This is a genomic window from Bradyrhizobium sp. BWC-3-1, assembly GCF_032917965.1.
GTDB classification, from domain to species: Bacteria; Pseudomonadota; Alphaproteobacteria; order Rhizobiales; family Xanthobacteraceae; genus Bradyrhizobium; species Bradyrhizobium canariense_D.
The window spans coordinates 7232662-7258476 of the sequence record NZ_CP136625.1 but is presented as its reverse complement, the minus strand read 5'-3'; the positions used below and the strand labels follow the sequence as shown (position 1 = coordinate 7258476).

At 60.1% G+C, this 25815-nt stretch carries 25 protein-coding genes; 12 read left to right on the top strand and 13 right to left on the bottom strand.

Annotated features, from left to right (window positions below; genetic code table 11):
• The first annotated feature begins 5 nt into the window (after nucleotides 1-5).
• The gene (pobA, locus tag RX329_RS34935) at nucleotides 6-1178 is read left to right on the top strand and encodes a 4-hydroxybenzoate 3-monooxygenase (protein ID WP_018456134.1); all 1173 of its coding nucleotides are present in this window, start codon (nucleotides 6-8) and stop codon (nucleotides 1176-1178) included.
• A gap of 35 nt (nucleotides 1179-1213) precedes the next feature.
• Here pobA and RX329_RS34930 read toward each other — a convergent pair whose 3' ends face one another.
• Together RX329_RS34930 and RX329_RS34925 are read right to left on the bottom strand one after the other, a co-directional pair.
• Nucleotides 1214-3355: an adenylate/guanylate cyclase domain-containing protein gene (locus RX329_RS34930; RefSeq protein ID WP_317245028.1), complete on the bottom strand. Its 2142-nt coding sequence runs from the start codon at nucleotides 3353-3355 to the stop codon at nucleotides 1214-1216.
• An 18-nt stretch (nucleotides 3356-3373) separates the two neighbouring features.
• Complete coding sequence (locus RX329_RS34925; RefSeq protein ID WP_085384366.1) at nucleotides 3374-4045, bottom strand: hypothetical protein; 672 nt, start codon at nucleotides 4043-4045, stop codon at nucleotides 3374-3376.
• A 588-nt stretch (nucleotides 4046-4633) separates the two neighbouring features.
• Here RX329_RS34925 and RX329_RS34920 point away from each other — a divergent pair.
• Nucleotides 4634-5092 carry a hypothetical protein gene (locus RX329_RS34920; protein WP_085359789.1) on the top strand — a complete coding sequence of 153 codons (459 nt, stop codon included), beginning with the start codon at nucleotides 4634-4636 and terminating at the stop codon, nucleotides 5090-5092.
• A 40-nt stretch (nucleotides 5093-5132) separates the two neighbouring features.
• Here RX329_RS34920 and galE read toward each other — a convergent pair whose 3' ends face one another.
• Together galE and RX329_RS34910 are read right to left on the bottom strand one after the other, a co-directional pair.
• Nucleotides 5133-6125 (bottom strand): UDP-glucose 4-epimerase GalE, encoded by a 993-nt coding sequence (gene galE, locus RX329_RS34915; protein ID WP_018456129.1) that lies wholly within the window; start codon nucleotides 6123-6125, stop codon nucleotides 5133-5135.
• 33 nt (nucleotides 6126-6158) lie between these two features.
• On the bottom strand, nucleotides 6159-6281 hold the full coding sequence (locus RX329_RS34910) for a hypothetical protein (RefSeq protein WP_256474595.1): 123 nt from the start codon (nucleotides 6279-6281) through the stop codon (nucleotides 6159-6161).
• A 239-nt stretch (nucleotides 6282-6520) separates the two neighbouring features.
• Between RX329_RS34910 and RX329_RS34905 the strand changes: the two genes are divergently transcribed.
• Together RX329_RS34905 and RX329_RS34900 are read left to right on the top strand one after the other, a co-directional pair.
• On the top strand, nucleotides 6521-6805 hold the full coding sequence (locus RX329_RS34905) for a hypothetical protein (RefSeq protein ID WP_085384365.1): 285 nt from the start codon (nucleotides 6521-6523) through the stop codon (nucleotides 6803-6805).
• 147 nt (nucleotides 6806-6952) lie between these two features.
• A complete protein-coding gene (locus tag RX329_RS34900; protein WP_317245027.1) occupies nucleotides 6953-7399 on the top strand; it encodes a CHRD domain-containing protein in 447 nt (148 codons plus the stop codon).
• Nucleotides 7400-7443: 44 nt separating this feature from the next.
• On the opposite strand, the gene RX329_RS34895 is transcribed toward RX329_RS34900, so the two are convergent.
• The 3 genes from RX329_RS34895 to RX329_RS34885 all read right to left on the bottom strand — a co-directional run bounded on the left by RX329_RS34895 (nucleotide 7444) and on the right by RX329_RS34885 (nucleotide 10293).
• On the bottom strand, nucleotides 7444-7809 hold the full coding sequence (locus tag RX329_RS34895) for a VanZ family protein (RefSeq protein WP_317245026.1): 366 nt from the start codon (nucleotides 7807-7809) through the stop codon (nucleotides 7444-7446).
• A 120-nt stretch (nucleotides 7810-7929) separates the two neighbouring features.
• Nucleotides 7930-9519 carry an EAL domain-containing protein gene (locus RX329_RS34890; RefSeq protein ID WP_317245025.1) on the bottom strand — a complete coding sequence of 530 codons (1590 nt, stop codon included), beginning with the start codon at nucleotides 9517-9519 and terminating at the stop codon, nucleotides 7930-7932.
• Between the two features lie 600 nt (nucleotides 9520-10119).
• Entirely contained in the window at nucleotides 10120-10293 is a 174-nt protein-coding gene (locus tag RX329_RS34885; RefSeq protein ID WP_162847250.1) for a hypothetical protein, read from the bottom strand.
• A 2483-nt stretch (nucleotides 10294-12776) separates the two neighbouring features.
• On the opposite strand from RX329_RS34885, the gene RX329_RS34880 reads away from it, so the two are divergent.
• Both RX329_RS34880 and RX329_RS34875 read left to right on the top strand, forming a co-directional pair.
• The gene (locus tag RX329_RS34880) at nucleotides 12777-13058 is read left to right on the top strand and encodes a hypothetical protein (RefSeq protein WP_317245024.1); all 282 of its coding nucleotides are present in this window, start codon (nucleotides 12777-12779) and stop codon (nucleotides 13056-13058) included.
• 49 nt (nucleotides 13059-13107) lie between these two features.
• On the top strand, nucleotides 13108-13545 hold the full coding sequence (locus RX329_RS34875; protein ID WP_317245023.1) for a hypothetical protein: 438 nt from the start codon (nucleotides 13108-13110) through the stop codon (nucleotides 13543-13545).
• Between the two features lie 613 nt (nucleotides 13546-14158).
• On the opposite strand, the gene RX329_RS34870 is transcribed toward RX329_RS34875, so the two are convergent.
• Together RX329_RS34870 and RX329_RS34865 are read right to left on the bottom strand one after the other, a co-directional pair.
• On the bottom strand, nucleotides 14159-14821 hold the full coding sequence (locus RX329_RS34870; RefSeq protein ID WP_317245022.1) for a hypothetical protein: 663 nt from the start codon (nucleotides 14819-14821) through the stop codon (nucleotides 14159-14161).
• 34 nt (nucleotides 14822-14855) lie between these two features.
• Nucleotides 14856-15560 carry a metallophosphoesterase family protein gene (locus RX329_RS34865; protein WP_317245021.1) on the bottom strand — a complete coding sequence of 235 codons (705 nt, stop codon included), beginning with the start codon at nucleotides 15558-15560 and terminating at the stop codon, nucleotides 14856-14858.
• 219 nt (nucleotides 15561-15779) lie between these two features.
• Between RX329_RS34865 and RX329_RS34860 the strand changes: the two genes are divergently transcribed.
• Nucleotides 15780-16388, top strand: a complete 609-nt coding sequence (locus tag RX329_RS34860; RefSeq protein WP_317245020.1) for a transglutaminase-like cysteine peptidase — start codon at nucleotides 15780-15782, stop codon at nucleotides 16386-16388.
• 8 nt (nucleotides 16389-16396) lie between these two features.
• Here RX329_RS34860 and RX329_RS34855 read toward each other — a convergent pair whose 3' ends face one another.
• The 3 genes from RX329_RS34855 to RX329_RS34845 all read right to left on the bottom strand — a co-directional run bounded on the left by RX329_RS34855 (nucleotide 16397) and on the right by RX329_RS34845 (nucleotide 18916).
• Nucleotides 16397-17695, bottom strand: coding sequence for a hypothetical protein (locus RX329_RS34855; protein ID WP_317245019.1), 1299 nt, complete (start codon nucleotides 17693-17695; stop codon nucleotides 16397-16399).
• 126 nt (nucleotides 17696-17821) lie between these two features.
• On the bottom strand, nucleotides 17822-18139 hold the full coding sequence (locus RX329_RS34850) for a hypothetical protein (RefSeq protein WP_317245018.1): 318 nt from the start codon (nucleotides 18137-18139) through the stop codon (nucleotides 17822-17824).
• Between the two features lie 72 nt (nucleotides 18140-18211).
• On the bottom strand, nucleotides 18212-18916 hold the full coding sequence (locus RX329_RS34845; RefSeq protein WP_317245017.1) for a hypothetical protein: 705 nt from the start codon (nucleotides 18914-18916) through the stop codon (nucleotides 18212-18214).
• A gap of 241 nt (nucleotides 18917-19157) precedes the next feature.
• Between RX329_RS34845 and RX329_RS34840 the strand changes: the two genes are divergently transcribed.
• From RX329_RS34840 to tnpC, 5 genes are all read left to right on the top strand, one after another.
• Complete coding sequence (locus tag RX329_RS34840) at nucleotides 19158-20501, top strand: undecaprenyl-phosphate glucose phosphotransferase (protein WP_317245016.1); 1344 nt, start codon at nucleotides 19158-19160, stop codon at nucleotides 20499-20501.
• Between the two features lie 143 nt (nucleotides 20502-20644).
• Nucleotides 20645-21829, top strand: coding sequence for a polysaccharide biosynthesis/export family protein (locus tag RX329_RS34835; RefSeq protein ID WP_317245015.1), 1185 nt, complete (start codon nucleotides 20645-20647; stop codon nucleotides 21827-21829).
• A gap of 591 nt (nucleotides 21830-22420) precedes the next feature.
• Complete coding sequence (tnpA, locus tag RX329_RS34830; protein ID WP_085357272.1) at nucleotides 22421-22822, top strand: IS66-like element accessory protein TnpA; 402 nt, start codon at nucleotides 22421-22423, stop codon at nucleotides 22820-22822.
• Nucleotides 22819-23166: an IS66 family insertion sequence element accessory protein TnpB gene (gene tnpB, locus RX329_RS34825; protein WP_085357271.1), complete on the top strand. Its 348-nt coding sequence runs from the start codon at nucleotides 22819-22821 to the stop codon at nucleotides 23164-23166. The genes tnpA and tnpB overlap by 4 nt, the downstream gene beginning before the upstream one ends.
• Nucleotides 23167-23211: 45 nt before the next feature.
• Nucleotides 23212-24876 carry an IS66 family transposase gene (gene tnpC / locus RX329_RS34820; protein WP_085357270.1) on the top strand — a complete coding sequence of 555 codons (1665 nt, stop codon included), beginning with the start codon at nucleotides 23212-23214 and terminating at the stop codon, nucleotides 24874-24876.
• Between the two features lie 183 nt (nucleotides 24877-25059).
• Here the strand turns inward: tnpC and RX329_RS34815 are convergent, their stop codons facing one another.
• Nucleotides 25060-25812 (bottom strand): hypothetical protein, encoded by a 753-nt coding sequence (locus RX329_RS34815; protein WP_317245014.1) that lies wholly within the window; start codon nucleotides 25810-25812, stop codon nucleotides 25060-25062.
• Nucleotides 25813-25815 lie beyond the last annotated feature (3 nt).

Genomic DNA, 25815 nt, shown 5'->3' with positions numbered 1-25815 from the left:
CAAAAATGAAAGTCCAGGTCTGTATCATCGGCGGCGGGCCGTCCGGGCTGCTGTTGTCCCAGCTCCTGCACCTCAAGGGCATCGACACGGTCGTGCTGGAAAAGTACAGCCGCGACCACGTGCTTGCCCGGATCCGCGCCGGCGTGCTCGAGCACGGCTTCGCCAGGCTGATGCGCGAGGCACAGTGCGGCGAGCGGATGGACCGCGAGGGCGAGATCCACAAGGGATTCGAGATCGCCCATGACGGGGTGCTCTCCCAGATCGACCTCCACAAGCATTCCGGCGGCAATTCGGTGCTGGTCTACGGCCAGACCGAGCTGACGCGCGACCTCTACGAGGCGCGCGATCGCTTTGGCGGCAACGTCGTGCACAATGCCGAGGACGTGACGCCGCATGACCTGACCTCGGACCAGCCGTACGTGACCTATCGTTCGAATGCCGAAACCGTCCGAGTCGATTGCGACTATATCGTCGGCGCTGACGGCTTTCACGGCGTCAGCAGGAAGTCGATCCCGAAGGACGTGCTGCGGGAATACGAGAAGATCTATCCGTTCGGTTGGCTCGGCGTGCTGTCGCGCACGAAACCGGTGTCGCCGGAGCTGATCTATGTGAAGCACGAGCGCGGCTTCGCGCTGTGTTCCTTGCGGTCGCAAGTGCTGAGCCGCTACTACGTCCAGGTGCCGCTCACCGACAAGGTGGAGGACTGGAGCGACGATGCGTTCTGGACCGAGCTGAAGCGCCGTTTGCCGCACGAGGTCGGCGACCGCCTGATCACGGGGTCGTCCATCGAGAAGAGCATCGCGCCGTTGCGCAGCTTCGTCGCCGAGCCGATGAGCTACGGTCGCCTGTTTCTCGCCGGCGATGCCGCCCACATCGTGCCGCCGACCGGCGCGCGCGGGCTGAACAGCGCCGGCTCCGACATCTATTATCTCTACCACGCCATGCTCGCGCATTATCAGAACGGCGATGATTCCGGGCTCCAGGGCTATTCCGCCAAGGCGCTGGCGCGGATCTGGAAGGCGCAACGCTTTTCGTGGTGGATGACGATGCTGCTGCATCGCTTCCCCGACCGTTCCGAGTATGAAGAGAGGCTTCAGCAGACGGAGCTGGAGTATCTGCTGTCGTCCGAGACGGCGCAGCGTCTGCTGGCGGAGAATTACGTGGGGTTGCCGTTCTAGCGGGGAGTGGACCCGAAAAGCGGTGGGACGCTGCGCTACTTTCCTTCTAGGATGTTCACCGGCGTCCAATCCGACCCCGGTGGATTTGTAGCGAGCGCAGTCGCGCGCTTGCCAAAAAGCGCTGACGCCGGATCCATTTCCGCCATTCGCCCGAACGCATCAGCCGCCGTCGCAAACTCCCTTGCCCGCCAGCACGCCAGCCCTTCCGCATACGCGGCGGCAACCTTCGTCTGCCCGGCACTCTCCGTGCCCTTCTCCGCGAGGGGCTCGAACACCTTGATCGCCTCGCCGCGTCCTATCACTTTGATGGCGTCGAGCTCGCGCCAGGTGAAAGTATTGCCTGTCTGCGCGACAGTCGTTTCTGAAGCCATGATTGCGGTGCCATAATATTTGTTGGCGCCTTCGAGCCGCGAGGCGACGTTCACGGTGTCGCTCATCACGGTGTAGTTGAAGCGGCGGCGGGAGCCGATATTGCCGACGACAGCCTCGCCGCTGTTGAGCCCGATGCGGTGCGACAGGCCGCGGCCGGCGAAAGCGGCGCTGCCGGCGTTGAGCTCCGCCAGTTTTGCGTGACATTTCAGCGCGGCATGGACGGCGTGGCGCGCATGCGCGGGATCGTCGGCGGGCGCGCCGAACATGGCGACAATGGAATCGCCGATATATTTGTCGACATAGCCGCCATGGCTCTCGATGATGTCGGTCATGGCCGACAGATATTCGTTCATCAGCGTCACCAGTTCGCCCGGCGTCATCGTCTCGGCGATGGAGGAGAAGCCACTCAGGTCGGAGAAGAACATGGTGACGTTGCGCATTTCGCCGCCGAGCGCCGGCATCTTGCCGGAGGCAACCATGGTGTCGATCACTTCGGGGGCGAGATAGAACGCAAAGCTCCTGCGCAGGAAACGCTCGTCGCGATCGGCCAGCACGAAACGGTAGCCGATCATCATCGCGAGCGCGGCAAGGCTTGCGAGTGCCGGCTCCGTCAGCGGCAGCGCCAAGGCATGGACGAATGCACCGACAGCCACAGCGGCGTATACCGCGGTGAGGCCGAACCATGCGATCAGTGCGCCACCCGGTGCGAGCACGCAGGCCGCGCAGGCCACGATCGCTGCGAACACGATGGTGAGAATGCTCCGCAGTGGAAAGCCGAGCTCGGTCACCGCATCGCGTTCGATCAGATTTCGCACCGCGTTGGCATGCACGAAGACACCGGCGATGTCGCTGCGGGCTTTTTGTTCGGTGGTTGCCGGTGCGGGCAGGGCGCATCTTGCGGCCGGCGTTCCGTCATAGCCGCCGGAAAGACGCATCGAGGTGATCTTGCGGTCATCGACATTGAGGATCGTGCCGAGCACCACAATCTTGCCACCGAAGGCGCGGCGGAAGAAGTCGCGGTCGTTCTTCTCGACGCAGGCGTGCAGGTCTGCGAACGAATATGTCGGCACGTCGCGGCCGAGCCCTCGGAAATTGAGCGTTAGCGTGTTCGGCACCGCGCTCGGGATCGTATAGCCGGACAAAGCAGTCACGCCAGAAGGCGCGGTCTGCGGTTTTGCGCCGAGCGCGCGGGTGGCGAGTTCGACGGCCATTGCGGAAGCTGGCATGTCGCCGACAGGAAAACTCAGCGGCATTCGCCGGATTACATGGTCGGTGTCGGTATAGACGTTGAGGCCGCGGACGTTATTCCCCACAGCCAATTGCTGTGCGCGGTCCGGATGATCGCTGCTGAGGACCTCGCCCAGCACCAGCTTGCCGTCACTAGAGAGTTTCCGCAAGGCGATGAGATAGTCTCGGTCGAATCCCTTCAGTCGCGCGCCAAGCGGCGCATCGCCAAAGGGAATCTCCGACCGCTCGATCGAGCTCGGAAAGATGACATCGAAACCGATCACCTTGGCGCCGCCGTCGGCAATGCTGCCGAGCACCCGGGCGATCTCGCGCGTCCAGGTCAGCGTCGGCGACCCCTGGAACGGCGGAGTGTCGTAGGTCTCGCCGTCGATGGCCACGACGACGACCGGTGATGTCGCGGGATCGCGGTGGTCGCCGACGAGCTTGCCGCGCAGTGCCGTGAGGACGTCGAGCGACAGGCCCTGCAGCGTCTGGAACGGCGGAGACGTGACGACGGCGCCTGCAAGAAGCGCAATCAGGATCGCTGCAACGATGTCCCGTCTCCCGATCCGCCGCATCGCCCCGTCGCTAGCTGCCTATTCGAGCCGCAGCAGGCGTCCCACGATCGGCGTCGGCGACGACGTGGCGCTGGGATCGACCTGGAAGGCGTAACGCTTGGTGCCGAGGATGGCGAGATAGCTGCCGCCCGGCGTCAGCGACTTCCCGGCCTTGGCGAAGTCATAGAACTTGCCTCCGACCATGGTCTCGCTCTTGAGCGGCACGCTGATCGTGGGCTCCTTGCCATCGGTGCGCTCGATCACCAGGGTGCTGCCGCTCTTGGCCTGCACCAACGGCGCGACACCGTAGAGCGTCGGCAGCTTGGCCGGAGCGCTGCCCTTGGCGTCCGACCGCATGGTGCGGAAGGTCGTCGCGGCACTCTGGTTCGCCTCGCGCTCCGACAGTTTTGCCGCGTTGGTATCGCAGGGGACCTTTTCCCGCTTGACCTCGCCGAGTTGCACGGTGCTCTGCTCGGTGCCGACCATGACGACGCCTTCGCTGATGGTCTCGCGCTGGCACGATTTGAGATAGCTGAGCGTAATGGTTGCCTTGGGCCCCAGCTTGATGATCTTGCCCGGCACCACATAATCCATGAACGCGACACCGTCGACCTTGCCTTGCACGTCCTCGACGATGGCGGTCGGGCTCTCCGCCAAAGCCGGAGCAGCAAGACAGCATGTGCCGACAACAGCGCCGATCAGGCTTTTCATGGCAATTCTCATCCAATTCGACCAATATTTGCCGGTCCCCATCCAGGCCCGATGCTTAGCAGCGAAACGCCCAGGCAAGTGTGACCGGAATCACTCTTTGATATTGGTGCACTCTATCAGGAAGAGGTTCAAGCCGGCGACCCGAGAAGACAGTGCGCCGGCAAGCTGGATGGATAATTTCAATCGGCTGGGACGGCCTCAACCGGGTGGCTCTCCATATCTATGATGGGCGCGAACGTAGCCTCGGTCTTCTGATACGGCGTCGCCTGCTGACCGGCGGCGATCTCGACCACTTCCTCCCGCGTGACAGGCTAGCTGTCACGAGCTGGCTGGAGTTGATAGCGGTTATATGCGTGCTGCAAACGAGGTCGGCACGCCGATCGTTTTTAGCGCGGTATGCAACGAGGTCCAGCTCCAGCTTTCTTGCCCGCCGCACGGGAAGCATGCGCCCGCGTCGCTGCGCCTCGGCGTCAAATTGACGAGTTGATTTTGCAGGGCGTTAACCGTGGCGGAATGCTCCCCGCGCGGGTCATTGTCGCGCCCCAGAGTTGGTTGCAAATACGTTGGAGTTTTACGGTGGATGTTTTCATGCTGAGAGACGGCAAATATGCGGCCTGGTTCAGGACCCCGCGCGGTCAGGGCACGGGCGTCGTGCATCTGGCGGAGGGACGAATCTCCGGCAGCGACAGCTTCTTCACTTATGGAGGCTCTTACCGAATTGACGAGCAGCGCTTCACGGCGGTTCTGACCACGCGGCGTCATGCCGAGGGGCCGCCGACCGTGTTCGGGCTCGACGAGGTCGAGGTCAAGCTCTCGGGCGTGTGCAGCGGTGCGATGGCGACCTGTTCCGGAACGGCCGAGCAGGCCCCCGATGTGACCTTCGAGGCGACGCTCATCTACAGCCAGGACGAGGTGCCGGCCGTTGACGCCCGAGGTGCGGTCGTGAAGCTCAACGCCGACAAGCTGCCCAAGGGGCTCGACGGCCGTTCGCGATCGCGCCATCCGTTTGCGCCGGGATCGCTCGGCTCAGAACGGAATAGACCATAAGGCCACGTCTTATCCCGCCTGATCGACTTCGAGGATGTTGTCAGGGCTGCTTAAGCGGATGAGCCCTCTGGTGCCAGGCCCAGGCGGTGCGGATTACAGTCGGCAGATCCGAATATCGCGGCACGAAATTCAGCGCTTTTCGCGCTGCGGAGGGATCGGCGACCAGATAGGTGGGATCGCCGGCGCGGCGCGGTTTGACGGTGTGGGGCACCTCGCGCCCGGTCTCCTGCCTGATGGCGGTCAGGATCTCCCGTACCGAAAAGCCGGAGCCGGTGCCTAGATTGAAGCTGCCGCCGGCATGCCCTTGTTCCAGCAGCTTCAGCGCCGCGACATGCGCTGCGGCGAGGTCGGTGACGTGGATGTAGTCGCGGATCGCGGTGCCATCGGGCGTGTCGTAGTCCTGACCGAACACGGCAAAATCGACATGGCCCTGTAATGCCATCATGGCGCGCGGAATGAGATGGGTTTCATTGTCACGCAATTCGCCGATGCCGCCGGCAGGATCGGCGCCGCTGGCATTGAAATAGCGCAGGCAGAACGCGCCGAAGCCGTAAGCGGCGCGGTAATCGGCGAGCATGCGCTCGATCATCCACTTCGATGCGCCATAGGGGTTGATCGGCGCGCAGGGGAAGTCTTCCGGCAGTTCCTTGGAATCGGCATTGCCGTAGACGGCGCCGGTCGAGGAGAACACGATACGATGGCAGCCCGCATTGCGCATCGCCTGCAATAGCGACAGCGTGCCCTGCACATTGTTGATGTAGTACTTTTGCGGGTCGGTCATGGACTCGCCGACGAGACTCGCCGCCGCGAAATGCATGACCGCCGTGATTTTGTGCTCGGCGAAGGCGCGCGCCAGCGTGGCGCCGTCGAGCAGATCGCCTGTTACCAGCGGGCCGGCGACGAAGCCGCGATGACCTGTCGACAGATTGTCATAAACAACGGGCTGATAGCCGGCGGCGGTCAGGGCGCGACAGGCATGCGAGCCGATATAGCCCGCGCCTCCCGTAACGAGGACAGTCGGTCGGTCGGTCATGTCTGCTTACCTCGAGGTGAAATCAACGATCATCTATGCGTCCGCGGCCAGCACCAAATCGGCACCCGGCACGAGCACCGCAAGCGTCAGCCATGCGGGACGTTTGCGGAAGGCGAGGACATGCCGCGTGGCGCCACGGGACACGACATCAATCAAGGAGAGGGCTTCCGAAGTGACCTGTCCCAATGCGATTGCCTCAGTTCAATAGTTGATCGATCTGGTGAGCATAGATTGATCTTCGCTGTATGCAACCCACCGGCGGCTCGGCACGATCGTCCTTCTTCGTTTAGCTCGCATTGACCCTATCGCTGCGAAACGGTGGGCGCGCGCATCGCGGCAACCGAAGCTTTAAGCACCAAAATTAAGCTGATGCCGAGTAAAGGAGTGACTGAAACATGGCACAGATCTGGATGACCTATGACGAACTCGCCGAGCTTAGCGGCTGCACGTCTGCCGAGGCACGAATGCGGGCCATCCATTTGTCACTTGACCGCCGCAAAAGCCGCGACGGCGCAACCCGCGTCAAGCTCGATCTGGCGCTGACGGCCAAATATTTCGCCTCTGTCCGGGACGCCGATTTTGATCTGGACGGTGCCATCGAGGCGCTCCAGGCCACCCATCGGCAGATGGCAGAACTCCTGACGCCGAACCAGTTCCTGGGCCGGCGCCGCTCGGCTTAGCTCCCGCGCGCAATCGGTCAGGCTCCGGGTGTGGGAGCCGAGATTCTCGCGATAGTTGTTCCGAATCAGGCATAAATCTCGATCCGGAATTTTCATTGCTGGCCGGGGTTTAACCGCAGCGGGCCGTAGAGCCTGCAGGAGGATGCCATGAGGAACGACAGCGATCGAGGCTACGCGACACTGTTGGCAGCGGCGATGCTGGGTGCGCTGATCATCATGACAGCCGCAACGGCAAATGCAGAGCTCGTGAAGTTGCAGGCCGATGTAAAAGGCAGCAATGAAGTGCCTCCGAACAACTCGCCTGGAACAGGCAAGGCCGAGGCGACCTACGATACGGAGGCGAAAACCCTGACCTACACAGTCAGCTTCGCCGGCTTGACCGGGCCAGCCATGGGGGCACATTTCCATGGCCCCGTGGAGGCCGGCAAGAACGCCGGCATCGTGCTGCCGTTCAAGACGGTCCAAAGCCCGATTCAGGGGAGCGCAACGCTCACCGAAGCTCAGGCTGCGGACCTGCTGGCTGGGAAATGGTATGCCAACATTCATACGGCCGCGAACCCGGGCGGTGAACTACGCGGACAAATGATAAAATAAGGACGGTCACTTCCCCGATGCAGACGTGCAGGCCATGCATCTGCTCAGGAGGGCGGCCTCGGTAAGAAGGCCAGGATTGTTTGAGCGAGGAGGACCCCGACGGTCCCGCCTGCTGCTTTTTGCAGCACGTCCAGGAAACCGGGATCACGATCGGGCGTCATTGCTTGCAGGACTTCGAGCCCCATTGCGACGGCCACGACAAGAGAGCATGCGAGTGTGAGCCGACCGGGCAACAGGAAGGACAAGAGAAATCCCAGCAACCCGTAGGCGCTGAAGCGCTCGATCACGACGACCCAATAAGCCTCGTGATGGCCAATAAGCACGGGTCTCCCCGTCAGTCTCGCGAGCGTGGCATAGACGATGAGCGCGAAGCAGACGCCTGCGGCTGCGATAAGGTGGTTGCGGCGCATTGGACGACCATAGCCGGACCGGAGCCAGGCCGCGTTGAAAGATGAGAGTATCGTTAAGGCTGATTGAGCAAGGGGCGCGGCGCGGCGCGTTTGCCGTCCCGGGTTAACGGCTCAATCCTTTCAGGCCACCAACGCCGCGTCGGTCGGCAATTTAGCGCTCTGCGCCAAGCAGCGTGACTCGACCAACTCGTTGAATCGAGGGAAGGGCAGTGGGGCGGAGACCAGATAGCCCTGCCCCTCCTCTACGCCGGATGAAATAAGCGCCCGGACCTGCTCCTCCGTCTCGATGCCTTCCGCAACCACCGTCATTTGGAGGTCCTTCGCAAGTGCGACCAGCATCTCCACGATCGTGGCAGTCGATGCGTCCACGGTGATCGTGTCGACGAAAAATTTGTCGATCTTGATTGTATTGGCGCCCAAGCCCTTGAGCCGGGATAGCCCGCTATGACCGACGCCGACGTCATCGATGGCGACGCGAAACCCGTAGTCCCGCAATTCGCTGACCACGGCTGCGGCGCGTGCGAGGTCGTCGAGCTCGTCGCGCTCGGTCACCTCGATGACGATCTGGCGCGCGGAGACTTGCGCCGCCATGACCGTGCGGCGGAGCGTTTCAATGAAGCCCGCACTCAAGAGATGCTTTGGTACGACGTTGAGGGAGAGCTTAAAATCCTTGTTCGCTTTCAACAGCGGCTGCAGATCCGACAGCGCTGATCGCAGGATCTGCCAGGTCATGACCTGGATGCGGCCGCTGGATTCCGCGAGCGGGATGAAGTTCATCGGAGGCACGACCGATCCGTCTTTGAGGAGCCAACGAGCCAACACCTCGCAGCCTTTGATCCGACCGGTCTTGAGCTCGAAGATGGGCTGGTAGTACGGCTTGAATTCGTTCGCGGCCAGCCCGCGGTCGAGATCGGCGACGGGCCCTTCCATGCGGCGGCTCCGCGCGAAAAGCCCGCCGAAAAGGGCGCCGATTGCAAATGCTACGGCCAGCGTCGGCCAGTAAGCCTCGTTGTTCCACGTCGAGAGGATGCCGCGTTCGAGGCGAATGGTCGCATGGAGTGGGAATCGAGCTGAATTTTTGTCGAGATCGATCGGGGCCTGCAAGGCTTTGTCGGGATCGAGCAGGAATTCGCCAAGTTTCTCGCCGTTGCTCAACGCGAGGATCACTTCGCTATGGGCGCGCAACTCGGCGGGCATGATGTCGAACAGGCTGGCGTTGACGCCAAGAATGGCGACCAATGCGGCATTGCCGTTGATGTCTTTGAGCACGCCCAGAGCATCGCCGCCGAATTGCTCAACACGGAAGAGCGAAAGGTTCTTGTCGTGCGAGGGAAGCATATCGCGGCGGTCGATCCATCCCTTGTCGAATTCCAGCGTTTCGGAATAGGCCGAACAGATCACCGAGCCATCCGGGTTGACGAGGCGCACATCCTTGATTGCGGAACGTTGGTAGACGTGGAGCCGGATCGCCTGCAGCGTCGCGGGCCCACAATCGGCAAGATCGCGCCGCGCGAGTTCGCCCAGGCTCGCGCCGGCAAAGTCGACCGCAAACTCGGCGCGACGCAGAACCACCTCGGTCAATTCGTCGAGCTGGTGGGCCTGCTGGTACCGAATGAACGAAGTTGCCGCAAAGTGGCCAGCCACGCCGAACGCGGCCGTGCTCGCGAGCACGAACGCCGCAAATACGAAAGTCGGTCGCTGCAATCTCATTCGGCCCGGCGGAACAGAGGGAAGCGTCGGCCGATCCTAATCAGGACGCGCTAAGATAGGGTTTAATGCCCGGGCGAGGCATGTGGAACCGGCCTTTGGGGTGGGCAGGCGAGGGACCCGTCTGCCCCCGGACCGGGGGACCCTGTCGGAAAATGCTTCTTAACCTTCCGCTCCCAAGTTCTGGCGGCTCATTCGATGGCGGAGGGAAGCGGGTGCGAGATTGTAGGGCGCGATGGAAGCCTGCCGAGGGCTGCCACCATGCTGTGGCCGGGTGGCCCGCAAGCGCAAGACCACGAAGGCGATATTGATAGCCAACCAGACCAGAATGACGGAAATGGCAAGATGGGCCACGGCCAGACCTCGCGATGAAGTTGAAGTCAACGCGAGCGCGCTGGTTCGGTTCCCTGGCGAACCGGGCTAGAGCGCATCTATTTCATGTAGCCGGAGTCGAGCCTTCGGGGCGGACGGCGACCTCACCTTGCCTTGAGGTCCTTGCTCTAGTCCGATCAGCAACACGACGCATTCGTTCTTCGTCAGAACCGGCGATCGCGCGCCCGCGGCCATCATGACGTCGTTGGCGGAACGCCGCCGCACGCTCGCTTAGGCCTTTTTTCTCGCCTTCGTTTTCAACGAAAGACCAAGGCGCAGGGCCATGCGCTTGATCGCATCGGGCGATCGTCCGAGCTGTTTCGCCGCCTCCTCCAATGAAGCCGAAGACTTAGCCAACTCCATCAGCCGGCGGTCTTCCTTGAACGACCAGGGCTTGCGCGCCATAACCGAAATCATCCTCTCGTCGCGACAAGGACAAAGCCGCCAAGCGGACCCATGTCGCTCGACGGCTTTGCTTGGGTGGGGCCGAGCTTGGGGAGCCCGGTGAGACGATGGGATAAGTGATTAGTAAGAATTCGCAACAAACAACGCGGATTAAGCTAACCGCTCAACCTTAACGGGAGAAAATTGGGGCTGGCGCACGGTATAGTTACGGAGGTCCGCGCAGCAGAGCTGCGGCAAGCATGCTTTTTAAATCATCGAGGCTGATGCACAGCACCGTCGGCTGCACGAACCCGGAAGCCTGATTGCGAAGCGATTAGTCCACCATTGGTCGCTTGATCGCGGCTAAGTCGTGACGGCATAAAGGCGATGGGGCGCAGGTTCTTCGCCTGCAAAGCCAAACATGCCGGTGATGCCACCGAAGCGCTGCAGAATGGACCGAGGGCCTAATTGCCCTGCACTGCCCAGCGGCGGCTCATTGTTGCCGCCCGATCCCAAGTTCACGTTGCAGTTGCGGTGTGAGCCCCATAGCGCCTTCAGTTCGTCCTTGGCCCGTCCCCAGATTTCGTGGTGTAGGTGCGGGACTGGAAGGCGAGACTGGAGACGTGGTGGTCGAGATCGTCGAACGTGGTGCGCTGCCGGCATATCCGTTGCGAATCCCGTTGGAGTAGGTCCCCTGAGCATAAGCGGATGCCGACGTGCCGAGGAGTGCGGCCCCCGCGAGAAGCACTGCGAAACGGTTCATTGAGTTTTCCATCTGGTTGATGCGCCACCACTATGAACCCGGAGTTCGGCGGTGCCAAACCATACCTGGGCCTGTTGTGGATGGGCGCCACGCGCTGAGAGCGCGAATGCGGTGAACAAAGCTAAGGTCGATTGAGCAAGTAGAAATGAGGGATCAATACTTGGTCCCCACCCGGGGCCGCCGGAGTGGGCAAATCCCAGAATAAGCGCCAGCGAAACGAACGACAATAATGCCCACCAGTCGTACGCGTTGAAGCGCTTATGCAACCAGCCACCAACGTCAGCTGCCGCGACGACCACCGGACGCAAGTCTCTGGAGCGGTGGAGAGTTGCGATTGTCTGGACGCACCAAAAACGACGGAGGATTCGATGGTCGTGACGGCCGAATGTAAGGCTCCAACTTGAGATAGTTCGCCCGCCGCCGCCGCGAGATCGCTGAACGGGTGACGTACCCCGCCGCAAATGAGGTCATCGCAATCAGAAATAAGAGCAAAAGACCCAGCATTGAGGGAAACCCAGCGAACGAATTACCAACCATTGTACGCACGCAGGTCAGCCGAGATAAGGCAATTTCGCGGAATCCTTGTGACGTTTTTCGCCACAAAGAGAGCAGCCGATGGGGGCGGCTCTCCACTGTTCAACAGGGTGATGGAGGCGCAAGTGGATCCACGTTCGCGGGACGGCGCTGCCTCCGGTTCACGCAAAGCCGCCTCGTCTGTTCTCTCTGGCTTGAGCTAAGGCCGGCTTGCTTCGTGGCGAAGAGAGGCTCGTTGATCGAATGAAGTCGGTGGCTTTGAAGGATTTCTCTGCAGCGTCGTTTTCTGGGATGTGTATCTTCGGAACGTTGCGCGCAGGGTTAAACACGACTCGTCTCAGATCGTTCGGGGAAGATCGCATTCACACGGAGATTCTTGCTTCGAGTCTTTCGTGTCATGAGATCGCCGAATTCAATTTGATATGCTTGAGACCGGAGAGTGCAAGCGCCGACATGCTACAAGAAACACAGACAGTATCGCCGGTCGCAAGGGTTCGAGACCGTATGTTCGAGGTCGGATTTTTCAGCCTTGCGATGATTGCGATGGCAGGCTGGCTGTATTTCATCACGCTGTTGCTCGTGAGGCTGTCTCTATGGTGCTTCGGTTGAAGTGCGTGCGATCAGTTTCTAAGCACCGTGCTGCCCAAGATATTGTCGCCGAGATGAGAAAATCAGCGACACTCATCACGATGTCGACACAACTGCGCGACCACAATGGGCGCAGTTGGAAACGTTTTGCGTATGGAAAGATTGCCCCATGGTGCTAGTTGCGGTCTTGGCTTCGATCTTCTTTGCCGGTTTCGGCGCAGGCTACGCAACCCGGGCCTGGCGATCGCGCAAACGCAACGAGCGCCGCCGGCTGTACTCGCACTATAGTTCCGCGACAGCTGGAGAGGCTACATCATTCGTCCGAGCGCGGCGTGCATTCTGAGTGTTTACAACTTGGGTTGCCGGAATGGGCTGTTCTATTTTCGTGACACGTGCGAGCAGAGCAAAAATAGGCTCCGGCACGTAACCACATTCGGATACGTTAAAGCCAGCGTTCTATTGTTCGTGCGGTTCGCGGTCGGTACTGCAAGTGCAAGCATATCGTTGCTCCGCACCTTTGAATTTGGACATTGATCGATGGCCCGTTGGGGGACACATGGAGATAACGCCGACGTTCTCGAGGCCCAACCGGTCCGTGGATGACTAAAGGGGGAGCGCCATGATGAGCCTGAGGAACAACGCCCCACGGCGATATCTGCCTGATGCTGCGGGCCAGCGCGTCTTGATTGGCTTGACGGTTGAGGAAACTTTCGAATTCGAGCGCCTCGAGGGCCGGGCCGACTTCGATCAGGCTAAAGGTCAGGCGCTTGACGACGGCGTGCTTTGGGCGGCCACGGTGCAGAAGCGCTGGCTGGAATTGTATCAAAAGCATGAGAGTGCCTGGAAGGCCTGGATGGCACGAAGCCGGGCCGAGCAACCCAGAAGCTTCAAGGTTTATTAACCATCGCCGACCCATTTTCTAATCTGGCTTTGAACCGGAAAACGCACGCATGTTCCAGCTGTTCCTGCGGGCCCGCACGCACAATTTCCTGAAAGACCGTTTTGGCGGCGAACGGGGATTCCGCGCGCGTTCGCCTGAACGGGATGCTGAGACCGACCGGACCCGCATAGAGCCTATTCTGGTCGCGATCGAGGAAGCGCTGCACGCGGCCGAGCGGGAGCAATCGGGCCTGAACCGTCGGGTCGAAGATGTCTTGGCCCGGGCCGCGGTGACCTTCGGCAACGGTGATGATGAATATCTCGAACGCGAGGCGTTGGATAACCATCACCAGGATCTGTTCGGTCAGGAGATCCAGAACGGCCAGCGCCGGTTGAAAGAACTCTGTTCTTCCATTGCGCATTACAAATTCATGAAGGCCGCCGTGCTGAGCAGGTTTCCGAATTCGCGGCCAGCGAACGAAGGTTTGGCTGGAAGCGTGCAGCGCTAGGCCTTTAGAACTCGTCACTCCATTGCATCAAGCAATGCCGCAGCAACGCGTAACTGCCGAATGTAATGGCCGCGCCCAGCACGAAGGCGCACGACAGCAACTGAATGGCGAACATCGACCTAGCCCCGTTCGATGAATGAGGCTATACGGCCGCAGTTAAACGGAGCTTAAGGCTGCGTGGCAACTAGTAGGTCAAGACCCGCTCAGGATCCAAGGGGTTCACGTAACGCACATAAGTGTGGACCGGCCCATAGTAATAGTGAGGCTCATCCCTGGTGCGTGGATCAAATGTGGCGGGGTAGGCCTGTTGCAGCGACCTGTGCCGAACCTGCGCCACGGTGGGACATCCGCAGCGGGGCCCGCAGTACGGATTGGGACCTCGGTCAATGTACGGAATACGCGCCGCTGTCCTTTGCGCAGGCACGGCGTAGTCTGCGGCGTAGGACGGTGTCAACAAGGTCCACATGCCCAGGGTGAGCGTAAGTAGTCCGAGAATTGATCGCATTTGGGGTCCCCCAGTTGTGTTAATCTTAGACGCTTCGCGAGGAACGGGCAATATGCTCCAAACTGGATCGGCTGGCCAAACTCCTCCGCCGGCAGCAGGCCGGCTCGACTAGCCCCCGAGCACGTTGAGAAGCGCGGGATCGATAGCCCGGATCGCATCTTTCAGGAATTCCTTGCCCCGGGCTGAGGCTTGCCGATATGCGAGAACTAGGGCTCGCGTTTGTTTCGGCTCTCGCGTCAACATGAGGCGGACGTCACCTTGGACCAGATCCCTCACATCGGGGCTGGCGAGGGCATCAAACCGGGTTGCAGAAGCAAGCCTCAGAGGCATCAATCGGCCTTCGCTCGGTGCCGTGAGATAGACCATCTTCAAGGATTCGATCGCTGCTGGACCCTCCGGATCCTGCCGGGCTTCCAGCACTGCCAAGGCGAGCCATAGCTCAGCATCATATGGCGATATGGAAACAACATGCTTCAGACGCGACCGGGCAAGTTCGCTCTGGGCCCGAACCCTGTTATCGCCTCTTGGCAGTTGCATTACTTGGAGCGCAAGAAGTAGAGCCTGATTGCCTTCGAGGTCAGAGCGCAAAGGAGAGATCATTCCAACCCATTCGGGTGCAGCGTTCGAGCTGAGACTGGCCTTGGTTGGGTCCTCTGGAAAATCCGGCCGCTTTGAGCTAGTCAGTTCTGCGGCCGCTGATACGATTTCAAAACAGCCGACGGCTACCGCAAGGCTCAACAGGAGGACGCGAACTAGGGTCGTTGAATGCATCAAATCTCCAAAGCAAAAACGACGTATCATTGATTTACAAGGCGATCATACTGTCGTCCTGAAGCGTTAACAGGGTCAAATTGCCGGTCGCATAGGCGCCCGTATCGATATTGACCCGATTCGGTCTTATGTCTGGCTGCTGGACGGGGGTGTGGCCGTGGACGATGTATTTCCCGAAATTCTTATTGCTCTCCAGGAATTCGTCTCGAATCCAGAGCATGTCCTGTTCTTGTTGGTTCGCCAGGGCGACACCAGGCTTCACACCAGCATGGACAAAAAAGAAATCTCCGCACACAAAGCGCGCACGCAGGCTGTTGAAGAAGTGCAACTGATAAGGCGGAATTGCCTGCGATAATCGTCGAATGAGTTCGTCTTGTTCTGCCGGATCAGGATTGAGGGAAGGTCTAAGTCCATACGAGGCTAAGGTTTGGAGACCGCCATACTGTTTCCAATCTTGAAGCTGCGAAGGGGTGTGCAGAACGTCTAACAGGAAGGCCTCATGATTGCCTTTCAGGAAGACCGATTCATGCTTCATGCCGCGTTCGATCAGCAATTCGATGGTCCGATTCGAGTCAGGCCCTCGATCGATGTAGTCTCCGAGAAAAACGTGGATTGCGCGCCTTGAACCTATTGTGGTGAGATCGCGGTCGATGACGGCAAACATCTGCTGAAGCAGATCGGCGCATCCATGAATGTCGCTTATCGCATAGATGCGAATGCCCTCGGGCACCGTCGGCATCCGGCTTTTGTTCCTCGATCTCGACAATCTGAGCATTTGCCGAACTTGTCGCCTTTGCAGTCTTTGGGGCTAACGCCCGAATGATTCAGGTCCGCTCACATAGTTAACGGGATCGCAATGCCCTGCGTGGCTTTTGTTTCTAATTGAATGGCGGGATGCCGCAAAATTTCAAACCCTTCGCGTTAGCTTCCTAGCCAATAAGCATGCGGGGAGCAACTAATGCGCAGAATCATCACTATCGCCCTCGGGGTCATCGCAGCCGGCTCCATGTGGCTTGAGCCGGTCCAGGCCGGACTTGTGGGAATGCCAATGGGGCTTCAATCCGCAATCCAGCGCATCAAGCTCGAAACTCCCACTCTTCCGCCGATGGCATTTACCCAATTTTGTCATCGATACCGAGGCGAGTGCCGCACGCGGCCGATGTTTCGGGGCGGGCCGGCCCGGCTGACCGAGGAGCGATGGGCAGATCTCAAGGAGATCAATCAGGTGGTTAACCGCGGAATCGCTCCGGAGAGGAATGAACGCGGCGTGGCTGGCGAGCAATGGCTGATCAATCCAGCGCGGGGCGATTGCAACGACTATGCGGTCAGCAAGCGGCATGAATTGCTGGAGCGCGGTTGGCCGGCTCGCGCCTTGCTGTTGAGCGAGGTCATGGTCAATTCCGGTGAGCATCACCTGATTCTCGTGGTCCGGACCAACAGCGGAGACTTGGTGCTGGATAACATGACGTCGCAGATCAAGTCGTGGTCGCGCGTTCCATATCGCTGGGTGCGCATGCAGATGCCCAACTCCAAGCTCTGGGCGACGATCTCGAGCGCCAGGGTCTGAGGTCGCGCTTACAGGGCGCTGGTCCGCCCGGTGCTTTGCGCAAAGCCCAGCCCGATCAATCCTGCAAGAATGATCTGCACCGCCGGGTTCAACATGCTCGTGTCGACAAAGCTCTCGCAAATTGCGACAAGCACAAGGGCGCAAGTTGTGCTGGCAAAGAACGAGTCCCGTCCGCGTCCAACGGCTCCGCGCAAGACGAAAAAGAAGACCTGAAGCCCAAATAACGCCAGGATTGGCAGGGCTAAGCGACCCCATTCGATCGCAACCAGCGCTGCGGTTGAAGGCGCGCGCGGCGCAATACCAACAGCATAGTCCTGATAGATGCGGGCAACCTGGACGAATGTTCCGACGCCATTGCCGGCCCACGAGCTGTCCGATATGGCACGCCGTGTGATCGCTACAGAGTCTTGATTCTCGATTCGGCTCCGAGCTAGCAGATCCGCCCACGTCGCGGGTCGCTCCTGGGATAGCGTCGCTGCACCAGCCATCATGATGAGGAGGCCGGCCAGGAGCGCCGCCGGCCAAGGCCGATATCCGAGACGACGGACGGCTGCAATGAACAGCATGATTGCAAATCCCAGCGCCGTCAGCATATGCGCTATTCGTTCGAGCGTTGCCAGGTAAGCAAGAGACATCATGAGACCGGCAATGCCTGGGACAATGCGCAGCAGGAATGGGCCATTCAGTGGAAAGAGAGTGCCGGTGCGACCAAGCTGGCGCTCCGCTGCCATTGCAATCGTTGCGGTGTTTGCGAGCGCTGCAATGATCCCAACGAGGGCAAGCGAATTGTGTTCTGCCAGACCGAGATCTAGCAAGGCTGTCCGGGCGAGCACGATCTGACTCAAACTCGCGAGCACGATAAACGTCGCGACGCCAGTCAAAACGACCAGCAAGACTTCCGCCCTTTTGCGATCTTTTGCCAGCAGGATGGTGGAGAGCAGCAGTGACAGGAGGGCCGAATACCACGTCAGGCCGCGCAAAGTATTTCCCAGGTCGACCGTGATTCGCCCCGCCAACGACGGTTCATTTAACGCCACGGCGGTTGTGGGCCAGATGGGATTCACGAGGGAGAATGGAAGGGGAGCAATTTGCGTCACCATCCAGAGCATCGGGAAGAGCGCCGCCAGCGTAAACCTGCGGAGCGGGGTGAGTGCAGTAAGATCGGCCAAGCTCGCCGCAGCGGCCGCGGACAGCAGCATGAGCGGGGCCAGCAGATACACCGTACGCTGGACGAAAATGCCATCGGCGAATGGCGTTGCGGCAGCTGCAGCCAACAGGATGACCAGAAGGGAAAACGCGAGCGGCAATGGAGAACTTCAAGGCGGATGAGGAAAGTGAAGAAAGCTGATGGCCGGGGGCGATGCTTCACTATCGCACGGGTGGTCCGCGTCGCCAAACCCTCTTTTGGGCGGCACTCAGGACGCAGACCCCTGTCAGATATGCCGGTCGTCGTGAGCCGATGTCTGCCGATAAAGCGCGGCCACCGACGCCTTCCGAGAAACAGTTTGACGAGGTGAATAGCGAGCCATCAATGTGCCTCGTGCCAGCAGGCCGAAGGCGTAGCCAAATTGTGGCGCGCAGCCCGCCAAAAGTGCGTATCCGACTGCGGTTGCAAAGCGCTGATCTTGGGCAAGTTGAATCGAGAGCGTGGCAACGATCGCGATTAGGCAGAAGGGCACAAGAATCCAGACGCGAAAGCGCCACGCGAGGACCGCGCCCGTAAGAAATAGCAAGATGGCGACCGGGGTCATTGTCTGTCTCCGTCGCCACCATTCCACCCATCTTCTTAAGGAATCGTCACTCGTTCCCCCGAAGATCCAGCGCTAGCGCCCTGCACAGCTTTCCATCAAGGTGCGGACCGCGGCAGCCAGTCCGGTAACGGGAATAACCCCCCGAATCTGACCAGCCTTGCCGTCGATTTCGACGTTAAGCTCCGTTGCGGATTGCCAATCATTCTGCACGAGCTCTGATGCGCTCTTCGGTAGTAACAGAGCCTCGCCGGCCTGAGTGACGGATGCCTCAAATTCAGCAGCTCGGCCGCTCGGGGAGGTGAGGACGATCTTGGGACGATCCGTGCGCGACCAACGGTCTAGAAGAATCACAATCACGTCGATCCTCTGGCGCTCTTGACCACACTGAAGGCTCAGGCCAGCGAGGCCGATGTCCGACTTCCCCGAATCGGCAACGTGCATGACCGAGATGGCATCCTGTCCCCCCGTCGGGCTTTTGGTTTTCACCAGCTGCCAGCCTTGGGCGAGTGTCACAATGCCGCTGCTGCTGCGCAGCTGCTCGGAAAATTGTTTATCGCAATTTATCTGTTCTTCGGAGCCAAGTCCTGGACCGCACCCCCGCGTCCCGCGAGGGGGTTGACCGAAACTGGCGCTGGTTGTGGCCAGAAAGATTAACGTGAATGCCAAGGCGACAGTCAGCCGGTTCAGAATGATGATGGAAAACAATGGCTTGACTCTGAGCTCATCATGTTGGCAGTAAGGGACGATTATAGAGCCTTTGATTTCAGTTTTCTGCATAATTCTGCTGCATTGCAGCGGCTAGAGTGATTCTTGGCGGCGGTGGCCTGTTTGTTTTCGTAGGAGGCGATTTTTGATCCCGCGAACTTCACTCTCAAAACGAGGCGAGGCGACGTCCTCCAAGCTGCCTGATGCCCCTGACCGCGGTGCGGCGACCGGTGGTGCATTAGACGGCCGCTGGTTTGGCTTGAAAATACCCTACTCAAGCCTAGCGTACTTCTTGGCAGTCTTGGACGCTGCCGTGATCGTATTATCGAGCCTTGTGGGCGCCGGGATCTATCAAACGCTCGCAAACGCCGAACTTAACCTGGAGCCGGTCGTGGCTCAGGGGATTGTCGCAGCGATGCTTTATGTGATCATCGGACAGGCTACCGGTCTGTATGATCTTCGGGCTGCTCTTGCAAAGAAGCGGAGGGATATTGGGCGAATCCTTGGCCAATGGACCCTGGTGTGCCTGCTGCTGACCTCGTTGGCGTTTTTGATGAAAAGCGGCGCGGTTTACTCGCGCGGCTCCATGATCTGCTTTGGCCTGCTTGCCCCCTTGCTGCTGGTGGTCTGCCGCCGAATGTCCAAACGGCTGGTTTTGAGTGTGGTTGCGGATGGGCAGGTCCGGGGGCGCCGTATCGTGTTGCTCGGGACCCGCGAGGAACTGGCGTCGATAGGTCTTGGAGAGTTGTTGGAAAACTTTGGTCTGACCGAAGTGGAGCGTGTGATGCTTCCCACCGCGACAGGCGGCTTTGCCCTAAGCGAAGACGAGCTCGCGGCGCTAGAGCGCGCCATTGCCGCGGCACGCGCGCAAGGCGCCGAGGGTATTGTTTTGGCCTTCCCTTGGAGCGATACCCGCAAGATTGAGCTGATGCGGGATGGGCTTCGGATTTCGCCGCTGCCGGTGCAGCTGTTGCCGGATCGGCGGGTGCGCTCCCTTACTCAGAACCCGTCGTTCCGGGTACAAAATTCGCTGTCCGTCGAAATTCAGCGCGGCCCGCTGTCCCGTGCCGAGCAGCTGTCCAAGCGTGGGCTCGACATTGTCGGGGCGTCGATCGGGTTGATCCTTCTTGCCCCGCTGATGGCTCTCAGCGCGGTAGCGATCAAGCTGGACTCGCCGGGCCCTGTGTTCTTTCGGCAGCGACGGAACGGGTTCAATGAAAATCAATTTTCGATCGTCAAGTTCAGGACAATGACCGTCATGGAGGATGGTCCCAACGTGGTGCAGGCGAAGCGATTTGATACGCGCGTCACCCGGACTGGACGCATGCTCCGCAAAACGAGCATCGATGAAGTTCCACAACTTCTGAACGTGTTGAAAGGGGAGATGTCCTTGGTGGGGCCGCGGCCGCATGCGTTGGCCCATGATGGGCATTACGGCCAGCTGCTCTGCGACTACGCGTTCCGGCACCATGTCAAACCGGGTATTACGGGCTGGGCTCAGGTTAAAGGCTATCGCGGCGAAACCGCGTTTGTCGAGCAGATGAAGGGCCGGGTGGATTGCGACCTCTGGTACATCAACAATTGGAGCTTGGCGCTGGATCTAAAGATCCTGCTGCTCACTTGCTTGGAGCTTACCCGCCGCAGGAACGCCTATTAGATTGTCTCCCCCAGCTGCTCGCCTGTAACCGCATTGCAACAACCTCCAGCCTATTCTCCCCAGGAGCCGGGTTCTCGAGCGCGATTCATTGACTCCTCTCGGCAATTCGCGGAATTTGAGGTTCGTTGTAGTGGGGAACTCGGGTGGAATTTAAACGGGGCTTCGTTCTTGTAGGGGTGCTTTCCGCTGTGCTGCTCGGCTCTGCGGGCTGTGCAATCATGCCGATGTCAGGTCCTGAGGACCACGTCATCAAGAGCGAGCACACCAAGAATGGCCCGGAATATGGGTTGGTGACGCTCACGCCAACGGTGGTCGATATCCTTAAAGAATACGGGCCCGGTGCCATCGCGGGCTCGTTCCCTGACAATCGACCGCCGCCCTCCATTAAGTTTGGCATTGGTGACGTGGTTGCGGTGTCGATCTTCGAGGCGGCGGCGGGTGGTCTTTTCATACCGGCCGAAGCAGGCGTGCGCCCAGGCAATTTCGTTGCCCTGCCGAACCAGAACGTCGACTCGGCAGGTTTCATCACTGTTCCGTATGCGGGCGCGGTCAAAGCCGCGGGCCGTACGCCCAGTGAAATCCAGCAGGACATCGTCAAGGCGATCGGCAACCGCGCCATCGAGCCGCAGGTTGTGGTCTCGCTAATCACCCAGAACACCTCGCTGATCAGCGTTCTCGGCGAGGTCAATGCCCCGACGCGCCTGACGGCAAATGCGGCTGGTGAGCGGGTCCTCGACGTCATCTCGCGCGCCGGTGGTCCAAAGGGGCAGGGCTGGGAAACCTGGGTGACGCTTGAGCGTCACGGCAAGCGCGCGACGGTTCCGTTCGGTGCGCTGGTTTATACTCCCGCCAACAATGTCTGGGTCCATCCCGGCGATACCATCTATGTCTACCGCGAACCGCAGATCTTCTTGGCGTTCGGTGCGTCGGGACAGCAGGGACAATTCCCGTTCGACATGTGGAAGATCAACATGGCGCAAGCGATGGCGAAGGCGGGGGGCCTCCTGGATGGCCAAGCGGAGCCGAGCGGCGTGTACCTCTATCGCCGTGAGCCGCGCGAGCTCGCAGAACGGCTAGGCGTGGATTGCTCCAAGTTCGTCGGGCCAACGGTGCCGGTGGTCTACAATGCAGACTTCCGCGATCCCGCCGCATACTTCCTGGCGACTAAATTTGATATGCGCGACAAGGACGTTCTGTTTGCTGCTAACGCAGCCACCGTCGATACCGCCAAGTTCCTGCAGTTCGTTCGTGTCGTGATCGCGACAGCCAATGATACGGTCGTGACCGCCAACAACGCACAGATCCTGCGCATCACCTCGCGGCAGTGATCGCCGTCCGCCGGAGGTTAGTGAGGCAGTAATGTCTTCCACCCCGCCCGGCGGATTGCCAAGCCAGTAAAATCTCCTTGCACTCGACCTAAGGCTGCAGAGGAAAGCCTACCATTAAGAGATCGTCCGTCCAAAAATTCAGACGCGGTGCGATCGTAAGTATCGCCAACAAAGTGGCGCCAATCATTACAAGGCAAACGGATAGGATGGGAATATCAGCCTCCTCACGTTGCGCTCCCACGTAACAATGTTCTGCGACTGCGGCCAGCGCGCAACTTCAGCCGGTGGAGGCTGCCCAGCAAGCTCCGCGCCGGGCTTTTGCGGACGAAATCATCTCAGCTTGAGAAGGAGAAGCTAAGTAGGACGGCTGTAAAAAAATGAGCCCGCGCCTGAGCATCGAAAAGCTCCTTTCAGTTGGCTCAACATCTGACGATCCTTTGCTCAAACGCAAAGTCTCGCGCTGCCCGATCAAGTCGCAACTCGCGAACAGCCGAGCGGCGCATCGTACGCCTCCGATGGGGGCCGTCTTGCGTGAGGGTTGGTAATTCGCGAAGCGTGTGACCTTAAGTCTAGCTTTAAGGTCATCAGGCGATGCGGGTCGAGGTTTTAGGCGGGCTGGAGCGGCGGCGGCGTTGGTCGCAGGACGACAAGGCACGGATTGTCGAGGAGACGTTGGCACCGGGCGCGAAGGTAACTGAGGTTGCGCGGCGCAACGGAGTAGCGGCCAGCCTGGTGTTTACCTGGCGTCGACAAGCACGGACATCGGAACAAGTTGCACCATCTTTTACGCCGGTGCAGATCGCCGCCGTAGCGGCTTCGACTGAAGAAACTGCGAAGCTTTTGCCTACGGTTGATGGCCGAGTTCGCTCGGCGGCAGCCGCACGTACTGGATTGATAGAGATCGATCTCGGCAACCGACGGTGCATCCGGGTGGATGCGCACGTCGATCCGGAGGCGCTGGCGCGGGTCCTCGATGTGCTTGGACGCCGATGATTGCTGTACCAGGGAATGTGCGAGTGTGGCTGGCGACAGGCTACACGGATATGCGCAGAGGCTTTCCGTCGCTGGCCCTCCAAGTGCAGGAGGTGCTGCACAAAGAACCGCTCAGCGGTCATTTGTTTGTCTTCCGCGGTCGCCGCAGCGATCTTGTGAAGGTGATCTGGCACGATGGTCAGGGAGCCTGCTTGTTCACAAAAAAACTCGAGAGAGGAAAGTTTATCTGGCCATCGGTTGCCGGTGAAGCGGTAACGATCTCGCTGGCGCAGTTGAGCTATCTGCTGTCCGGGATCGATTGGCGCAATCCGCAAGAAACCCAGCGGCCGACGCGGGTCGGATAATCGTTTTGGGTTTGAATCTGATGCTCGATCTGATTCAATGGCGTCATGACATCGAAGCCGGACGACCTTCCTTCGGATCTCACGAGAGCCTACCTTGCTCTGCTGGCCGAGCGCGAGGCGTTGCAGGCTGAACGCGATGTGGCAGTCGCGGATGCCGCCAACGCGCGGGCGGAGCTATCGGACAGCGAGGTGCTGATCGCTCATCTTGAGCTACGGATCGAGAAGCTCAAACGCGAACTGCACGGGCAGCGCTCCGAGCGCACGGCGCGTTTACTCGAGCAGTTGGAATTGGAGCTCGAAGAACTCGCCACCACGGCGACCGAGAATGAGCTTGCCGCGCAGGCCGCAGCAGCGAAGACGCAGAACGTTCGCCCCTTCATGCGCAAGCGGCCGGTTCGCCAGCCATGGCCGGACGACATCGAACACGAGCGCGTCGTCATTGAGGCTCCAACGAGCTGCGCCTGCTGCGGTGGATCTCGGCTGGCGAAGGTCGGAGAGGATGTGACCAAGACGCTGGAGGAGATCCCGCGTCGCTTCAAGGTGATCGAGACGATACGCGAGAAGTTCACCTGCCGCGATTGCGAGAAGATCAGCCAGCCGCCGGCACCGTTCCATGCCACGCCGCGCGGCTTCATCGGTCCGCAATTGCTGGCGACAATGCTGTTCGACAAGTTCGGCATGCATATCCCGCTCAATCGCCAGAGCGTGCGCTTCAAGGCTGAGCGGATCGACCTGCCGCTGTCGACGCTGGCCGACCAGGTCGGCCACGGAACCTTCGCCGTCATGCCGCTGTTCCAGCTGATCGAGCGTCATGTGCTCGCGGCCGAGCGCCTTCATGGCGACGACACCACTATCCGCATCCTGGCGAAGGGCAAGTGCACGACCGGCCGGATCTGGACCTATGTGCGGGATGACCGGCCGTTCGCCGGGCCTGCGCCGCCGGCGGCGGTCTATTATGCCTCGGGCAACCGACGGGGCGAACATCCTCAGAAGCATCTGGCCGCCTTCGCCGGCATTCTGCAGGCGGATTGCTATGGCGGCTTCGAGCCGTTGTTCGACCCAAAAAGGAAAGCAATGCCGATCACGCCGGCGTTTTGCCTGGCCCATGCGCGGCGGGGATTCTTCGAACTGGCTGACATCGAGAAAGCCGCCCGGGAAGGCCGCAAGGGCAAACCGGTCTCCCCGATCGCGCTGGAGGCGGTCAGGCGTCTGGATGCGTTGTTCGAGATCGAGCGCGCCATCAACGGCCGTAGTGCCGACGAGCGGCGTGCCGTGCGCCAGGAGCGGAGCAAGCCGCTGCTCGACGACATGCATGACTGGCTGCTCCGCGAGCGAGAAAGCCTCTCGCGCTCCGCCGAGGTCCTGAAGCCCATGAACTACATGCTCAAGCGCTGGGACGACTTCGTCCGCTTCCTCGACGATGGCCGGATCTGCTTGACCAACAATTGCGCTGAGCGTGCATTGAGAGGCATTGCCTTGGGAAGGCGCAACTGGACCTTCGCTGGTAGCCAACGTGGCGCCGACCGTGCCGCGATCATGCTGACGATGATCACGACCTGCCGCCTCAACGACGTCGATCCAAAGGCCTGGCTCGCCGACGTCCTCGCCCGGATCGCCGATCTTCCCGCGTCGCGGCTGCGCGAACTGCTGCCCTGGGAATGGAAGCTCCTGCACCAAGCCGGCAAGTCCGCCGATCAGCAAGCCGCCTGACCTTCACGCAACGCCATCGTAGAACTCGCCGCGCTCGCGCGCATGTGTCAATCAGGCGGCCTTCGTCGTATGCGTACGGCGCATCTGCTGTGATTTCAAGTTGAACAACTCATACGGTTCCACTTTCTCCTAATCTCGGGGATCCGTGATAAGAGGATTAGACTTTGAAGGACGACTTCAGAACTAATATCTCCAAGGTCTAAACTCTTGCGGCTCAACCCCTGGAACGTCCGCCATTAAGCCTTCGGCGCGCAGCGCGCGGGCTAATTGGAGACGAAAATCCAAGCTCACCGTTCCAAGCCCGGCCAAGAGGACTTGGTGATGCCTCCACCCGGCTCCTTTGAGGATTTTCACCGCGTCGCGGATCCAGCCCGTTCTAACAATGGACGTGAACTCGTTGCGGGCGTTTTCCTGAAGGTCCGGCGGAAGCGTATCATAGATTGCCAGCACGTACGGGCTGCGGAGCGCAATCCAGCCCTCGTAAGGGGCCAACCGGTAGGACAACCGCAAAGCTTCGAGGTGATCGCTTACATAGCCGCCTTGATTGATGGCGCTCCAATATTCGATGAACCACAATAGCCCGTCAGTCGGAACGCACCCGAGAGCTTCTCTAACCGATGACCGAAGCGCCGTCAGGCGCTGATCGGCAAGCCGCATGTCGGGAGAGTCGACGGCGGTCTCATAGAGGCGCAGGCGGATGACCGTAGCCGCTCTGATTTCGCGTGGATTGCAGAATTTGCGAGTCTCAGCAGCTGACAATGCTGCTTCGGACACAGAATTTCGCTTAAATCCGCTGCCGGACAACACGGCGTTGGCTACATTATTCAGTGCGACTCCCTCATCCAAATTAGAGAGGAAGGAGACCGCCCAGCTTGCCGAGCTCACGGCGATAAGAACGGCTGTCAATCTGCCAAAAGCATTAATGACGGCCGTCATCGT

Coding starts and splice junctions, on each gene's coding strand:
- pobA (WP_018456134.1), top strand. CDS start 6: ATGAAAGTCCAGGTCTGTATCATCGGCGGCGGGCCGTCCGGGCTGCTG.
- RX329_RS34930 (WP_317245028.1), bottom strand. CDS start 3,355: ATGCGGCGGATCGGGAGACGGGACATCGTTGCAGCGATCCTGATTGCG.
- RX329_RS34925 (WP_085384366.1), bottom strand. CDS start 4,045: ATGAAAAGCCTGATCGGCGCTGTTGTCGGCACATGCTGTCTTGCTGCT.
- RX329_RS34920 (WP_085359789.1), top strand. CDS start 4,634: ATGCTGAGAGACGGCAAATATGCGGCCTGGTTCAGGACCCCGCGCGGT.
- galE (WP_018456129.1), bottom strand. CDS start 6,125: ATGACCGACCGACCGACTGTCCTCGTTACGGGAGGCGCGGGCTATATC.
- RX329_RS34905 (WP_085384365.1), top strand. CDS start 6,521: ATGGCACAGATCTGGATGACCTATGACGAACTCGCCGAGCTTAGCGGC.
- RX329_RS34900 (WP_317245027.1), top strand. CDS start 6,953: ATGAGGAACGACAGCGATCGAGGCTACGCGACACTGTTGGCAGCGGCG.
- RX329_RS34895 (WP_317245026.1), bottom strand. CDS start 7,809: ATGCGCCGCAACCACCTTATCGCAGCCGCAGGCGTCTGCTTCGCGCTC.
- RX329_RS34890 (WP_317245025.1), bottom strand. CDS start 9,519: ATGAGATTGCAGCGACCGACTTTCGTATTTGCGGCGTTCGTGCTCGCG.
- RX329_RS34885 (WP_162847250.1), bottom strand. CDS start 10,293: ATGGCGCGCAAGCCCTGGTCGTTCAAGGAAGACCGCCGGCTGATGGAG.
- RX329_RS34880 (WP_317245024.1), top strand. CDS start 12,777: ATGATGAGCCTGAGGAACAACGCCCCACGGCGATATCTGCCTGATGCT.
- RX329_RS34875 (WP_317245023.1), top strand. CDS start 13,108: ATGTTCCAGCTGTTCCTGCGGGCCCGCACGCACAATTTCCTGAAAGAC.
- RX329_RS34870 (WP_317245022.1), bottom strand. CDS start 14,821: ATGCATTCAACGACCCTAGTTCGCGTCCTCCTGTTGAGCCTTGCGGTA.
- RX329_RS34865 (WP_317245021.1), bottom strand. CDS start 15,560: ATGCCGACGGTGCCCGAGGGCATTCGCATCTATGCGATAAGCGACATT.
- RX329_RS34860 (WP_317245020.1), top strand. CDS start 15,780: ATGCGCAGAATCATCACTATCGCCCTCGGGGTCATCGCAGCCGGCTCC.
- RX329_RS34850 (WP_317245018.1), bottom strand. CDS start 18,139: ATGACCCCGGTCGCCATCTTGCTATTTCTTACGGGCGCGGTCCTCGCG.
- RX329_RS34845 (WP_317245017.1), bottom strand. CDS start 18,916: ATGCAGAAAACTGAAATCAAAGGCTCTATAATCGTCCCTTACTGCCAA.
- tnpA (WP_085357272.1), top strand. CDS start 22,421: ATGCGGGTCGAGGTTTTAGGCGGGCTGGAGCGGCGGCGGCGTTGGTCG.
- tnpB (WP_085357271.1), top strand. CDS start 22,819: ATGATTGCTGTACCAGGGAATGTGCGAGTGTGGCTGGCGACAGGCTAC.
- tnpC (WP_085357270.1), top strand. CDS start 23,212: ATGACATCGAAGCCGGACGACCTTCCTTCGGATCTCACGAGAGCCTAC.
- RX329_RS34815 (WP_317245014.1), bottom strand. CDS start 25,812: ATGACGGCCGTCATTAATGCTTTTGGCAGATTGACAGCCGTTCTTATC.